The following is a 13,596-nucleotide window of genomic DNA, read 5'->3' as shown; positions in this document are numbered from 1 at the left end:
GGAGAAGAAATGCGACACCTACGAACCGCAGCGGTCGTTATGGCATCTGTGACTGCGCTGAGTTTGACGATCGCCGGATGCGGACGAGGAGAGTCTTCAGGCCAAGGCGGGAGCGCGACGCTCATCGTGTCCACCCTGAACAACCCATGGTTCGTATCCGTGGTCGATGGAGCGAAGGCACAAGCACAGACCGACGGCATTACCCTTGACGTCCAAAATGCCAATGACTCGGACAAGACCGCACTGGATTTGATGCAGACCGCCGTCACGAAGCAGCCCGACGCCATCATGATTAATCCGGTCTCCGACGACTCGGGAACCTCTATGACGCAGGCGGGCAACCAAGCAGACATTCCCGTGCTGGCATTTGATCGCAAGCCTGCTGACGGCACACTCGCCAGTTACATCGGCTTCTCCAACGTGGAGTCCGGTCAAATCGCCGGGAAACAGCTTGCCGACGCGATCGGTGGCGAAGGTGAGGTCGTCGAGCTCATGGGGACGCCCGGCCTTGCGGTGAGTGCTGAGCGAAGCCAGGGTTTCGGCGAGGCGATGGCCGAATACTCGGGCATTGAGATCGTAAGCCAGCAATCCGGCGATTTCGATCGCGGTAAATCGCTCAACGTCATGACGAACATCTTGCAGGCGCATCCGGACGTCGCGGGAATCTTCGCAGCCAATGACGAGATGGCGCTGGGTGCGATCGCAGCCCTCGACGCCATCGGCAGGGCGGGAGAAGTGCCGGTGATCGGTATCGACGGCACTGCTGACGCATTCAAAGCGATCGAGGCAGGGACGATGTACGGCACCCAGGCCGAACCGCCGTTCATTCTCGGCCAGTCCGTTGTAGAGATCGCCGCAAAGGTGATCAATGGCGAGGAGGTCGACGCTGAGACACAGCTACACGGAGAGTTCGTCAACTCTGAGACCCTTAGCGGCTTCTGCACCAAGCTCTCAGAAATCGGAGACGTCACTACTTGCGAGGGCCTAGCGTAGATGGGTTCGTGACCCGGGGTGACTGCATTTGACGTAGTCCCCCGGGTTACCCCTTAGATTATGGTTATGGCAATAAGCGGCGTTCCCGGGAATGGCACACAATCACGCGCACTCACCGTCCGCGATGCCATCATCGATCTCATCGAAAAACGCGGATACCAAACCGGAGCGAGACTCCCGTCCGAAGCAGAAGTGGTCAAGGCACTTGGTGTCGGACGCACCACCGTCCGCGAGGCCTATCGCTTCCTCGAGCAGGAAGGGATTGTCTTCTCCAAGAAGGGTGCCGGACGCTTCTATTCCGCCACGCCAGAACTCCTGAGGCCGCTCACCAGGCTCGAAGGAGTGACCGAAATGGCCGCGAGCCGCGGTCTCAAGCTGAGCAATCAGGTGCTTTCGATCACTATGAACGACCCGGATAAGAAGGAACGCGAGGAGCTTGGGGTCGTAGCCAACGAACCGGTCATCCGTTTGGCGAGAGTCCGCAAACAACGGGGAGTCACTCTCGTATACAGCGAGGATAGCTTTCCGAGATCGTTCATCTCGGATGCCCTTGACGCCGTGGACTGGTCCGGCTCTCTTTTTGAGCTATTGGACATCTATGGCGTCCACGTGGTGCAGTCAGTTACCCAGATTTCAGCGCAGTGCCTACCTGACGATGTCGCCGAGCAGCTCGGCGAAGACGCGACCACGCCCTACTTGTTGCTCGTCCAGCAGCATCGCAACGAAACCGGACGACCCGTACTATATTCACGCGATTGGCATAGGGGCAGTGAGATCACGTTCGAGGTGACCCGACATCGATGAGGTCATGCGTTACGAAGAAGGACGCATCGATCGCCTACCGAAGCGCGGTCAGCACATGGTCTGCGACGTTAGCAGCCGTGAATCCGAAATGCGCCATGACGTCGTCCCCTTGGCCGCAGGCACCGAATGTATCGATGGCGACCGATGAACCATTCGGAGCCACATAGCGACACCAGCCCAATGCGGATCCCGCTTCGACGGACACTCGCGGGATGCCACCAGGAAGCACGCCATCTTTGTAGGCCACGTCTTGTTGCTCGAACACCTCCCAGCAGGGCAGCGAGACCACTCGTGCGTTGACTCCCTGCTCCGCAAGCATTCTCTGAGCCTCAAGACTGATCCCGATCTCCGATCCGGTCGCGATGATGACCGCCTCCGGCTTGCCTGCAGCCGCTTCGGAAAGCACGTAACCACCGCGCGCCGCATCGTCCGCTTTGTCCGAGCCGACCTCGGCCAGCACCGTCGAACGACTCAGGCATAGCGCGGTAGGCGTTACCGCCTGCTCCAATGCGGACGCCCAGGCAGCGCCGACTTCCGCCCCGGTTCCTGGACGCCAGACATTGATATTCGGCATCGCGCGAAGACTAATCAATTGCTCGACCGGTTGATGAGTGGGACCGTCGCCTGTCGCGGTGATTGCGTCATGTGTCAACACGAACGTCGTGGGCAGACCCATCAGTGCCGCCAACCGGATAGCCGGTCGTTGATAGTCGCTGAATGCAAGGAAAGTCGCTACGAACGGACGCAACCCCAGCAGCGCCAGCCCGTTGCCCGCAGCCGCCATGACATGCTCGCGGATACCGAAGTGGATCTGCCGCCCAGCGTGCTCCCGCGTGAACACCTCGGCCCCATCGATCTGGCTATTGGTCGGCCCGGTGAGATCCGCCGATCCACCGATGACCTCACTGAAACGATCGGCCACGGTTTGGAGGACGAACCCCGACATTTGCCGAACGGGATAGTCGCCGCTCAAAGCGGCTCCGGCCTGCCGCACCGCGTCCAGGGCGCCGTCCGGAGTGCTCTGGTCACGGAGCCTTTGCCACATGGCCGCGTCTTTTCGCCCGCCATCCAGCATCTGCCGCTCGATTTCGAGCCAGTCCTGGTATTCCGCCCGATGACTGTCCACGGCGGCTCTCCACTGCTGGTAGTCCTCGTCCGACACTGCGAAATCCTGGTCCGGATCGAGCCCATAGAACTGTTTGGCTCCGCGGATCTCCTCGGCTCCGAGTGGGCTGCCGTGCGTCGCCGCGCTCCCCTGCAACTTCGGGGCACCATAGGCAATCGCTGTGCGAACGATGATCAGGCTCGGCCTTTGCACCTCCGCCTTGGCCACATCGAAGCTCGCGCGCAGCGCCTCACCATCATTGCCATCCGCGACTTCGAGCACCTGCCAGCCATAGGACTCAAAGCGCTCGCGAACGTCCTCGCTGAAGGCCAGATTGGTTTCACCGTCAATGCTGATTTCATTGTCGTCATAGATGACATTGAGTTTGCCGAGGCCGAGGTGGCCCGCCAGCGAGCAGGCCTCGCTGCTGAGTCCCTCTTCGAGGCAACCGTCGCCGACTATCGACCAGGTCCGGAAATCGACCAGGCCCGGGTAGCCAGCGAACTGTTGCTCGAGATAGCGCTCTCCGATCGCCATCCCGACAGCTGTCGCGACTCCCTGACCGAGCGGACCGGTCGTGGTGTCGACGCCGACCGTCAGTCTGTATTCCGGATGGGCCGGAGTACGAGAACCAAACTGTCGTAATTGCTTCAGATCGCCCATGCCAAGGTCATAGCCGGTCAGATGCAAGACGCTGTAGAGCAGCGCCGACGCATGCCCGTTCGACAATACGAATCGGTCGCGGTTGGGCCAATCGGGGTGATCGGGGTCGAAGCGCAATGTGTGCGTCCACAGGGCATAAGCGGTGGGTGCCAGCGAGATGGCCGCGCCGGGGTGACCGTTTCCGGCTTGTTGCACAGCATCCATCACCAACGCCCGAGCTACTGCGATTGCGTGTTGTTCCGCCGTGCCGTTCATGGTGCTCCGATCATCAATGATCTTCTTTGGTGAGGACGACAGCATTGTTTCCCAAGCCGGACGGTTAACGCATAACTTGTCCGACAGGAGTAGCCAGCCGGAGTCACCTGTCGGACAATAAACACGTTGGACCAGAGTGGGCGCACAACTCATCAGCGATCGAGGGGGATCAATGGTCGGGCTATTGCCAGCTCACGAGCGAGTGCTCGTTGCACTGCGTCAGTCCGGGCTGAGGTCGGGTGATTGCTTGCCGTCTGAGCCCAGACTTGCGTTGCAACTCGGCATGAGTCGTCAGAGCGTACGCGAGGCGCTCGTCGCCATGCAGGCGATCGGAGTCGTCGAAGGCCGTCAAGGAGCCCGTCGCCGGTTGGTCAGCTTCGACCCCGTTCTGTTCGGCGAGCACCTGGCGCTATCGATGGAACCGAACCGCGAAAACCTGTTGCAGACACTTCAGGTACGGCGTGTTCTCGAGCACTCATTTCTCCCGGTGGCTGCCCAGGGCATGAGTCAGCAACGCATGAACGAACTCGACGCGCTCGCTGATTCCATGATCCGCAACGCTCGGCTTGAGCGGCCATTCTTGGAACTGGACGAACAGTTCCACACCATGCTGTTTGCCGGACTTCGCAATAAGGCCTTAGAAGGATTCATCGGAGGATTCTGGTCGCTGTTCCGGCAGGCGCCCAGTTCGATAACCAGGACGACCAGTCTCAGTCAGACCGCGGCGATCCACAAAGCCATCGTGAATGCGCTGATCAACAACGATCTGCAACTGGCGGTACACCGACTGGACGCCCATTTCTATGACGTCCAATCGCGCATCGCCTCTCGGGAGATGACGAACAAACCGACCACGGAAACCGCCCGAGGCAGGGCACAAGCCGTTGGCAACTGAAAGGAATACAACCATGCAGCGACGAACCTTGCTCAAGATGGCCGGCCTTGCCGGATTCGCGGCACTGCCCATCACAGTTGCCGGCTGCGGAGGATCGCAGACAGAATCATCAGCCGGTGCCACCGGCGATGCGGGCGGCGAGGTCAGCTACTGGTTCTGGCAGGATGATTCGACTGACACCACCTGGCAGGATCTCGCAGAGCAATTCAATTCGTCCCAGGACCGCATCCACGTGAACCTCCAGACGATCCCACTCGCGCAGTATCAGGACCAACTCGTCTCGGCGCTCAGCTCCGGCACCGGACCGGACGCCTGCCGATTCAAGGACTGGTGGCTTGGCCAGTTGGTCAGTCAGAAGGCCATCGACCCGCTGGATGATTACGTCAACTCCTGGGACGGCAAGACCGACGTGGTCGAAGGGTTGTGGGCCACCGGTAAGGTGCCCGGCGATGACACCGTCTACATGCTGCCCCACCAGTTCGTCACGATCTACATGTACTACCGGAAGTCCTTCTTTGCCGAGATAGACATGGACGCACCGGTAAGCCACGAAGACGTCCTCGCCGCATCCGAAAAACTGACCGACGCTGGAGCGAATCGCTATGGCCTGGATGTCCGAGGTGGTGCCGGTGGCCAAGATCAGTGGGCTGCATGGATGCTTTCCGGTGGTGCCAAGATGGTGGACGACTCAGGCCAGGTCATTCTCAACGACTCGACCGCCGCAAAGGTGAACCAGGACTACCTAGACATCGAATCTCGATTGCATGCTGCTCCCCCGGGATCTATCAGCGCCGCATTCGCGCAAGTAACGGCCAACTTCCAAGGCGGCCAGACTGCCATGCTCATTCACCATCCGGGCTCTCTGGCGGCCATGAGGGAGGCGTTAGGTGACGATCTCGGCGTAGTCAAGATGCCTGGCGACGGACCGACGCTTGGCACCATGAGCGGCAACGTTCTACTCTCGTCGTCCCAGAACAAAGACGCCGCCTGGGAGTGGATGTCATGGTTATCGTCCAAGGAACCGATGCTGACCATGAGCAAGTCTGCACAGGGTCAACTTCCCGTCCTGACATCGTCACGCGAGGATGAGTTCTATCAATCCGATGAGGCACTACAGGTTGCGCTGCAGGCACAGGAGACCGCGGTCAGCTGGCCTGCGCTTCCCGGAACCTCGAACGTTGCCAACGCCACCTGGAGCCCCGCGATCCAGGCAGCGTTCCTCGGGCAGACGACCTCGCAGGAGATGCTCGACCAGCTCGCCTCCGACATGTCCAAGTAGACCATGAGCACCGCAACGGTCGAAAAGGCAGGGCAGGGCCGCGGCTCCCGCCGCGGTCTTGCCGCCCTCGAGCCCATCTTCTATCTGCTTCCGATCATCATCCTGCTCTGTACCTTTGTAGTCTTTCCCATCGGACGATCGGTCTGGCTGTCGATGAACGAAGCGTCCTTGCTGGGTGGCATCAACGGCTTCGTCGGTAGCGAGAATTTCGCCACGATCTTCGCCGATCCGAGGTTCTGGCACTACATTCGGGTGTCACTCACCTGGACGTTCGGGGCAGTCGCGCTGCAATTCACCTTCGGCATGATCGGAGCACTCCTACTTAACAACAAGTTTCCGCTGCGCGGTGTCGTCCGAGGTCTCGTAATGATCCCGTGGGCGACTCCCAGCGTGCTGGTGGCCTTGATGTGGATGTGGTTGCTCGACCCTAACCATGGATTGATCAATCGTCTGATCATGGGTTTAGGATTCATCGATGCGCCGGTCCAGTGGCTCAGTAATCCCGATACTGCTCTGCCATCGCTGATCATGGTCGATGTGTGGCAGGGCATCCCGTTCTTTGCGGTCATGATCCTCGCCGCGCTGCAAAGCGTTCCCAAGGATGTGGTGGAGGCCGGACGGGTGGATGGTTGCAGTGCGCTGCAGGTGTTCTGGCATGTCACGGTCCCCCATATCGTCCCGACGATCATGGTGACCCTACTGCTGCGCATCATCTGGACCGCAAACTACGTCGATCTTGCCTTTATCCTGACCGGCGGCGGACCGGCCGAGGCGACCACAACCGTGCCATTGCAGGCGTATCTCACCGCCTACAAGAGTGGTGATTTCGGTGTCGGGTCCGCCTACGCCATGGTGCAGGCAGCGTTCCTGATGATCTTCGTCATCATCTACGTGCGGTTGTCCAACAAGACCGAGGAGAACCGATGACAGCCGTTGATATCGCAGCACAGCCTCGAAACATCGTCGATTCGGGACCCGCGCTGAACAAGCGCACTCGATCACGTATCCAGACCGGAGTTATCAGCCTGCTCGTCATCGGTTGGCTGGTGTTGACTCTTGGGCCGTACATCGTCATGCTTCTGACCTCACTCACGCCGCGCGAGGAGCTCATCGCACCAGGTGCGACACTGCTGCCCGGGAGCCCAAGCCTGGACGGATACCGCGATCTATTTGCAAGCACCGATTTTGTGCTGTTCCTACGCAATTCGGCGATCGTCGCAGCGGGCACCGTTGCGCTCTCCCTGATCTGTGCGTCTTTCGCAGCGATTGGTTTGTCCCGCTTTCGGTTCAGGGGACGCAGCACCTTACTGACATCGCTTCTCATCGCCCAGTTGTTCCCGGCCGTGCTGCTGGTGATCCCCCTCCAGCAGGAGTTGCGTACGTTCGGGCTACTGGACAACTTACTCGGTCTGATATTCGTCAATACGACCTTCGCTACTCCGTTTGCGACTTGGCTCTTGAAGGGCTTCCTCGATTCCATACCAGCTCAATTGGACGAAGCAGCAAGGATCGATGGAGCGACCGGACCCCAAATGATCCGTTATGTGCTGTTTCCGCTCATGCGCCCCGGCATGACGGCTGCAGGAACATATGCCTTTATCTACTCGTGGAATGAATTCTTGTATGCATTGACGTTCACAAAATCACCACAAACAAATACCATACCGATCGGTTTGCAGTTGATGATCGGGGAATATCAGATCCGTTGGGATCTGCTGACGGCAGGCGGCGTACTCGCGGCGCTTCCCGTGTTGATCGGGTTCATGCTTGTCCAGCGGAATCTGATCGACGGGCTCACCGCGGGCGCGGTCAAGGGCTGACGGCCGCTCGTTGAAGGGCCCGCGCGGACCTCAACGGAACTGTTCGGCTTCCGGAACGAGGTCATATCCATGATCAACGAGCCAATGGACGATCTGTTTGCGTTCCGCAATGGCGCGATCGTTCAGCACGTCCGGGTTGTACCCGAAGTAGTAATCCTGAAACGTGGCTCCGCTGATGGTCGCCGCGGTGGGGTCGGCACCACCTTCGAGCATCTGCATGATCAGACCGCCCTGGTTGGTTCGGGCGCAAGTATGCAAGGCGAGTTCTCCCAAATTGTTGACCTGCGTGACGTCAGCACCCGCATCCATCAGCAGATCGAAGCTGGCGAAGACTTCATCAGTGCTCACCAAGCAAACGTCGATCAGCGGCGCACTGCCGGTGACGCCGTTCGGGTCGGCGCCAGCCTCAAGCAGCGCACTTGTCATGGCGGTGTTACCCACTGCCATGTGCAACGCGGCGTCCTGTCCGTAGCCGATGCGATCAGGAACCGCTCCCGCATCCAGCAGCGCAGTCACACCAGCTGCGCTGTTCACCATCACACCCCACTGCAGGATAGTGAGGTCATAAGCGCCCTGTGCTTCGACGTCGGCACCGGCCGCGAGAACCTTGCCGATCTTCTGGTGGTCTCCCGATTTGACCGCCCGGGCAAGGTCAAGGTCCATCCCCGAGAAGTAGTCGGCGGGATCAGGCCCGCCGAGACCCAGCTGCGAGCACCCAGCCGTCACGAAAGCCGCCAACAGCACACCGAAGCGTTTCATGGCACGATCAAAGCATGCCGGTGTGCCATTGGCCCGGTCGCGGCGGACGCATACTGACGTCACTTCGGAGGAGCCCAGACCTATGACCCGGGCCGACACAGCCGCGGGGCTCCTGACCCCCCGACGATTCAGGCTTCGCGGGCCGCCAGCTCCTTGCGCACGACACCGCTCAACGCCAGGGCGATGATTCCGGCCAGCACGACGGCACCGCCGAAGACGATCGTCGCCAGCGGCAGTGATCCGGTTGCGTCGGTAATCCATCCGCCCACGTACGGGCCGAGGAAGCCACCGAAATTCCCGATGCCGTTGATGATGCCGAAGCCGGCACCGACGGCTGCCGGCCTGACCAGCAACGAATTGATCGTCCAATACGACCCGAAGAACGACAGCTGGCAGGCGGTTGCAATGGCGTAAACCGCGACGATGACCCATCGCATATCAGCGGTTACCAAAGTCGAGCACGCCAAAATGATGCCTCCGGCGATCAGCGGCACGGCCACCCGCAGGTTATACCGCTTGTCCTTGTCGGCACCGCGGCCATTCAGGTAGATCGCTGCCGCGGTCACGATGGGCGGAATTGTCGAGACCAGCCCGACTTCCCAGTCCGACGTAAATGACTGCTTGAGAAGAGTAGGAAGCCACATCTGCAAGCCGTAGAAGCCGAACCACACCAAGAAACCGAGGAATGCCAACAGCCAAACGAACGGTGACGTCACCGCGGCGCGCCAGTCCGATTCGACGACCGGGCCCTCTTCAGCCGCCTTCTTCTTGCTGAGCAGCTCGCACTCCTCGGCACTGCACCATTTCGCCTGCTCGGGCTTGTCCGCGCTGAGGACCCACCACAGTGCCACTCCCAAGAGCGGGAGCAATCCCTGAATGATGAAAAGCAGGCGCCAGTCGCCGAACGACAGCAGAAGGCCGGCGAAAGGCCCGGTGACAAGCGTTGCGATCGGGTTATGCATGATGAACATCGAATTAGCGCGGGTCTTCTCCGACAGCGGGAACCAGCGGTTGATCAGCACCATCAGGGCGGGCTGCACGCCGCCTTCGAAGACGCCGAGCATGAATCGCACCGTCAGCAACTGCCCATAGCTATGGACGAGGCCCTCTGCGACTGCGCAGATCCCCCACAAGACCATCAACCAGGCAACGACCTTCTTCGCGCTCCACTTCTGAGCGAAGTATCCGCCTGGTACCTGCAAAACCAGGTACCCCACGAAGAAGATACCGGACGCGAAACCGGCCTGCGAGGCCGACATATCCAGTGCTTCGCGAATTTGCGTGAGCCCGAATCCGATATTGACCCGGTCCATATAGGCGATGATGTAAATGAACATGATCACCGGGATCAAGATCGTCCATCGCTTGTTTATTTTGCTGGCGGGCTTTTCGTGAATTACATCGACTCGTGAATCAGACATTCTGCACGCCTTCCATCGCAACCGCGCGCACCGGACCACCGTCACTGCCGACGATCTTCAATGGCAGCCCCATGAAGATGAAACGCGGTTGATCGATTGCCGCGAAGTTTCGTAGGTACTCGAACTGAAGAACCGTCTTCGGAAGAAGAACGAGGTGACAGGCCTCGTCCTCGTCCGGATCGTCACTGGGCACGTAGGCTGGATCGTACGCCGCCCGAATACTGCGGTCTTGCGGGAAATCGAAGGCCACCCCCTTCGCGCCGCACTCCAGAAGGAAACGAGCACCGGACAGGCTCACCCAGGGCGAGGCCGTCCAATACTCTTTCTCGGTTGTCGGATGCCGCCTCTCCTGATCAGATCGCAAGAGGACGATATCGCCGCTTTGGACGTTTTCGGCGCGTGGCTCCAGAACCTCACGACTGTATTCGGCATTGTCGCCGAGGTCGCTCAGATCGATGATCGATGCCGGTCCCCAAAAGTGCTCGAGATCGATCTTCTCGATCGTGTCCATCGCCTGATCGACGTGAAATGGCGCATCAACATGACTGAATCCGTGAGCACCCATCTTCACGATTGTCGAATGAAATGTGAATTGAGGTCGAGCAGCCAGTTTGGTTTCGAAACTCGGCGTGAATCGCCAATGCTCTTCAATCGGCATCGAGAGATCGATTAGTCGTCGCTGGTCGACTTCACTCATCCTTGTCTCCAAAATCAACAGTCCTCTTTGTCTGCGTTCGGTCCAGAGTGCTCTGCCAGGAGGATTGCCCGTGCGCCGCTGCCATAGCGCAGCGACGAGCGCGGTCCGTCAGTCGGAGTTATGTCGCCGTCAGCCAACTCGGCCGAAGGCTACACCTCCGAGGAGCACGTGGTACGTCTAGCCAGATCCAAGAATCGTATATGTTTTCTGCCCTGTCAACCGCTCTTCCATGCACTGGTGCGAAATATTGTATGCAGTCACTTGACAGCTCCCGCTCAAGCCGCACCGTCCCGTGACCCACGAGATGCGGCTTCACAGCCCTCTCAGGAGCGTCCGCTTCTAGTCAAGTCATTCTGCGCTTTGCCAGACTGGCAGTGCGTGTGAGCTTCTTTCAGGCGAATCGTCTTGCAGCATCTCGCAATACGTCTGCATGGTTATAGATGTCTCCAACTTCGGAGATGGGTATCCGAGTCTCGTTCTTATTCTCATCAAGCAGTCCAAGGTACTTCTGCGCATGATTGAAGTGAAGTCGGCAGATCTGCTTGCGATTTGTGTCGTCAACCAGAACCCCAAAGTATGACTTCGTATCACGAGACACCACGCGGTCCCAGTTGATCTCAGACGCAACGATTGCCCGAACAATCTGAAATCCTTCGAGTTCTTCCACCGTCGTATCTACCCCATCCGTCCTCTTCTCGGGCACCGTCACCTGGGCATCATCCACTGGAGCCGCTGCGGCAACTGCTGGAGCCTGGTCTTGGAGTGCAGTCTTAAGACGGGCGTTTACGGAGTCGTTGGTGAACTGCTTGATGGCTTTCCTTACGACTGGCGTGAAGAATTCGCGCATCTTAGCGGTGAGCGAGCCATCGTAGACCTGTGTGACGAGGAGCCTTACAAAATCTTCACTCGGATCTTCAAACAGCCCACCAATGACTCGCTTGATGCTGGACACATACTTGAGCTCTTCGGCCGCTGTAAGGACGGATTCGAGGTCAAAGGCATCTTTAGTGAGCTTCTTCAGTTCGGGCAGCGCATAGGCGTCAATGTTGCGAAGATCAAGGACGAGGAAGGGACGCTCATCCATTTTGTTCGGATGGTCCAGATCGGTGAAGAACTGCCAGACACAGCCATTGGTGAGCACTCCGATTCGCGCATTCGAGACATGAAAGTAGCGGAAAAGTTGCGACGCATTGTTGAGTTTGAGTTCTTCGCCCGCCTTCTTGCATTCGATTAGCATCTGCACGTCGCTATCGTGCAGAATAGCGTAGTCGATCTTTTCGCCCTTCTTGGTGCCAATATCGGCAGTGAATTCAGGCATCACTTCTTTCGGATTGAACACGTCGTATCCGAACACTCGAGAGATGAACGGCATGATGATCGCATTCTTGGTTGCCTCTTCGGTGGTGAGGCTGTCGCCATAATCGGCGAGTTTGGAAGCGATATCCTCCAGCGCGTCCTCGAACTCCATTGTCTGCTACTCCTGATCTTCATTTCCCCGAAGGCCCGGCCCTGGGGCTCCGTGCTAGTACTTGCCGCTTTATTGCGCACCCACTCCAGAGCGGGCCTGGGTAGGAATGTTTCGATTATCTCCGCATGACCAGTGTCGAGCGACTCAGGGTCGCCTTGTGGACTCTGTCTTGGTGCCTCAAACGATTTGTCAGCTGTCCCACCCACTCCACAACCTTCAAGCTATCTCGCCGAGTAGTTCGTTATCGTCCAGACTGGATAGCGAAAGGGCGGCGCCGGGTGTCCGCTTAGCATTGACCGGCTCCACCTCCTTGCGAGTGCGGCACAGCGTGCCCGGATAAGCCTTGACGCGCACTCTGCGCCTCCGCCCCGCACCGTTAAGGCGTGATGGTGTGCTGTCCTTGGAGCCACCACAGATCATCCATGGCCGTCGAGCTACAGGCTGACGGAGATCCGGGCACAACGCAGGACCAGCAATAACCCGACATGATCGAGATGGGATTCAAGACACCAAATTGTGACTTGACTAGTGTCAACATGGCCTTGAACAAGTGCAACTCTGGTCGGGGCGACAGGACTCGAACCTGCGGTCTCCTGCTCCCAAAGCAGGCGCGCTAGCCACTACGCTACGCCCCGGTGCCGCCGACATCACGGCGAACCTTGCCCAGTGTACTGGACCCACAGATATTGCTCCAATTGCGACATCGCCGGGCGACGGCCACTTTGGACAGCCTGCTTTTGCCGTGACCTGCAGAGCGCCAATACGAACTGCGACGAGCAGAATGATCGCGCATTCCGATGCGATTGCTCCGCGTGCGTCTACCTCGTCTTTCCGAGCAGTCGCGAATTCGAAGATGTGGGCAAGAACTCCCTTCAAGAGTCGGCGTCAGCGTCTCGGGAAGAGACGCTCCACCTATCCGGCCAAGGAACCCGTCTGCTCGTAGCGCTCAATCTTCGCCACGCGGCGGGCGTGGCGTTCCTCATCCGACCAGGGCGTGGTCAGGAAGGCTCGCGCGATCTCCAAAGCCAACTCCGGTGCCACGAAGCGTCCGCCCATCGCCAGGCACCGGGCATTGTTATGCTGGCGACCGAGTTCGGCCAGTTCGGCGTTGTCTGCGAGCACCGCCCGGATGCCCTTTACCTTGTTGGCGGCGATCTGTTCACCATTTCCGGATCCGCCGAGCACGATGCCCAAAGAGCCGGAATCGGCAGCAACAGCTTCGGCGGTCGGAATAATGTAATCCGGATAGTCGTCCTCGGCATCGTAGCTAGCCGCACCGTGGTCGACGACATCGTAGCCATCCGCCTTCAGATGCTCGACGAGATACTCCTTCAGCTCGAAAGCGGCATGGTCAGTTCCGATGTGTACGCGCATGCTCCAATCGTGGCAGATCTGGCAAGGCCTCGGTGCCAGATCCAGCGGACGACACGAAGATCG

Annotated in this window: 12 protein-coding genes and 1 tRNA gene; 6 read left to right on the top strand and 7 right to left on the bottom strand. The window is 59.1% G+C overall.

The genetic code is table 11. From position 1 onward, the window contains the following. The first annotated feature begins 9 nt into the window (after nt 1-9). Together QQ658_RS03795 and QQ658_RS03790 are read left to right on the top strand one after the other, a co-directional pair. Complete coding sequence (locus QQ658_RS03795) at nt 10-993, top strand: substrate-binding domain-containing protein (RefSeq protein ID WP_286026342.1); 984 nt, start codon at nt 10-12, stop codon at nt 991-993. Nucleotides 994-1,059: 66 nt separating this feature from the next. Further along, a complete protein-coding gene (locus QQ658_RS03790) occupies nt 1,060-1,797 on the top strand; it encodes a GntR family transcriptional regulator (RefSeq protein ID WP_286026341.1) in 738 nt (245 codons plus the stop codon). Nucleotides 1,798-1,831: 34 nt separating this feature from the next. Here the strand turns inward: QQ658_RS03790 and tkt are convergent, their stop codons facing one another. Then, nucleotides 1,832-3,820, bottom strand: coding sequence for a transketolase (tkt, locus tag QQ658_RS03785; RefSeq protein WP_286026340.1), 1,989 nt, complete (start codon nt 3,818-3,820; stop codon nt 1,832-1,834). 172 nt (nt 3,821-3,992) lie between these two features. Between tkt and QQ658_RS03780 the strand changes: the two genes are divergently transcribed. From QQ658_RS03780 to QQ658_RS03765, 4 genes are read left to right on the top strand one after another with little or no spacing between them, the layout of a single operon-like run. Continuing rightward, on the top strand, nt 3,993-4,715 hold the full coding sequence (locus QQ658_RS03780) for a FadR/GntR family transcriptional regulator (protein WP_286026339.1): 723 nt from the start codon (nt 3,993-3,995) through the stop codon (nt 4,713-4,715). A gap of 13 nt (nt 4,716-4,728) precedes the next feature. Then, entirely contained in the window at nt 4,729-5,994 is a 1,266-nt protein-coding gene (locus tag QQ658_RS03775) for an ABC transporter substrate-binding protein (protein WP_286026338.1), read from the top strand. Nucleotides 5,995-5,997: 3 nt separating this feature from the next. Next, nucleotides 5,998-6,921, top strand: a complete 924-nt coding sequence (locus QQ658_RS03770) for a carbohydrate ABC transporter permease (RefSeq protein ID WP_286026337.1) — start codon at nt 5,998-6,000, stop codon at nt 6,919-6,921. Continuing rightward, nucleotides 6,918-7,814 carry a carbohydrate ABC transporter permease gene (locus QQ658_RS03765; protein ID WP_286026336.1) on the top strand — a complete coding sequence of 299 codons (897 nt, stop codon included), beginning with the start codon at nt 6,918-6,920 and terminating at the stop codon, nt 7,812-7,814. The genes QQ658_RS03770 and QQ658_RS03765 overlap by 4 nt, the downstream gene beginning before the upstream one ends. A gap of 30 nt (nt 7,815-7,844) precedes the next feature. On the opposite strand, the gene QQ658_RS03760 is transcribed toward QQ658_RS03765, so the two are convergent. The 6 genes from QQ658_RS03760 to QQ658_RS03735 all read right to left on the bottom strand — a co-directional run bounded on the left by QQ658_RS03760 (nt 7,845) and on the right by QQ658_RS03735 (nt 13,533). Continuing rightward, nucleotides 7,845-8,573, bottom strand: a complete 729-nt coding sequence (locus QQ658_RS03760; protein WP_286026335.1) for an ankyrin repeat domain-containing protein — start codon at nt 8,571-8,573, stop codon at nt 7,845-7,847. A gap of 128 nt (nt 8,574-8,701) precedes the next feature. After that, entirely contained in the window at nt 8,702-9,994 is a 1,293-nt protein-coding gene (locus QQ658_RS03755) for an MFS transporter (protein WP_286026334.1), read from the bottom strand. After that, nucleotides 9,987-10,691 carry a cyclase family protein gene (locus tag QQ658_RS03750; protein WP_286026333.1) on the bottom strand — a complete coding sequence of 235 codons (705 nt, stop codon included), beginning with the start codon at nt 10,689-10,691 and terminating at the stop codon, nt 9,987-9,989. The genes QQ658_RS03755 and QQ658_RS03750 overlap by 8 nt, the downstream gene beginning before the upstream one ends. 391 nt (nt 10,692-11,082) lie before the next feature. After that, nucleotides 11,083-12,159 carry a type I restriction endonuclease gene (locus QQ658_RS03745; protein ID WP_286026332.1) on the bottom strand — a complete coding sequence of 359 codons (1,077 nt, stop codon included), beginning with the start codon at nt 12,157-12,159 and terminating at the stop codon, nt 11,083-11,085. 559 nt (nt 12,160-12,718) lie between these two features. Continuing rightward, nucleotides 12,719-12,794: transfer RNA gene (locus QQ658_RS03740), tRNA-Pro, on the bottom strand. Between the two features lie 277 nt (nt 12,795-13,071). Further along, entirely contained in the window at nt 13,072-13,533 is a 462-nt protein-coding gene (locus tag QQ658_RS03735; protein ID WP_286026331.1) for a ribose-5-phosphate isomerase, read from the bottom strand. Between the last annotated feature and the right edge of the window lie 63 nt (nt 13,534-13,596).

This window comes from Propionimicrobium sp. PCR01-08-3 (genome assembly GCF_030286045.1).
In the GTDB taxonomy this organism is placed as follows: domain Bacteria; phylum Actinomycetota; class Actinomycetes; order Propionibacteriales; family Propionibacteriaceae; genus Brooklawnia.
Note: the sequence above shows the minus strand (reverse complement) of the source record. Positions and strands in the feature narration are given on the sequence as shown.

What these genes read in the sequence shown, in the direction of transcription:
- QQ658_RS03750 (WP_286026333.1), bottom strand. Translation starts at nt 10,691, where the DNA reads ATGAGTGAAGTCGACCAGCGACGACTAATCGATCTCTCGATGCCGATT.
- QQ658_RS03765 (WP_286026336.1), top strand. Translation starts at nt 6,918, where the DNA reads ATGACAGCCGTTGATATCGCAGCACAGCCTCGAAACATCGTCGATTCG.
- QQ658_RS03745 (WP_286026332.1), bottom strand. Translation starts at nt 12,159, where the DNA reads ATGGAGTTCGAGGACGCGCTGGAGGATATCGCTTCCAAACTCGCCGAT.
- QQ658_RS03775 (WP_286026338.1), top strand. Translation starts at nt 4,729, where the DNA reads ATGCAGCGACGAACCTTGCTCAAGATGGCCGGCCTTGCCGGATTCGCG.
- QQ658_RS03770 (WP_286026337.1), top strand. Translation starts at nt 5,998, where the DNA reads ATGAGCACCGCAACGGTCGAAAAGGCAGGGCAGGGCCGCGGCTCCCGC.
- QQ658_RS03780 (WP_286026339.1), top strand. Translation starts at nt 3,993, where the DNA reads ATGGTCGGGCTATTGCCAGCTCACGAGCGAGTGCTCGTTGCACTGCGT.
- QQ658_RS03795 (WP_286026342.1), top strand. Translation starts at nt 10, where the DNA reads ATGCGACACCTACGAACCGCAGCGGTCGTTATGGCATCTGTGACTGCG.
- QQ658_RS03760 (WP_286026335.1), bottom strand. Translation starts at nt 8,573, where the DNA reads ATGAAACGCTTCGGTGTGCTGTTGGCGGCTTTCGTGACGGCTGGGTGC.
- QQ658_RS03755 (WP_286026334.1), bottom strand. Translation starts at nt 9,994, where the DNA reads ATGTCTGATTCACGAGTCGATGTAATTCACGAAAAGCCCGCCAGCAAA.
- QQ658_RS03790 (WP_286026341.1), top strand. Translation starts at nt 1,060, where the DNA reads ATGGCAATAAGCGGCGTTCCCGGGAATGGCACACAATCACGCGCACTC.
- tkt (WP_286026340.1), bottom strand. Translation starts at nt 3,820, where the DNA reads ATGAACGGCACGGCGGAACAACACGCAATCGCAGTAGCTCGGGCGTTG.
- QQ658_RS03735 (WP_286026331.1), bottom strand. Translation starts at nt 13,533, where the DNA reads ATGCGCGTACACATCGGAACTGACCATGCCGCTTTCGAGCTGAAGGAG.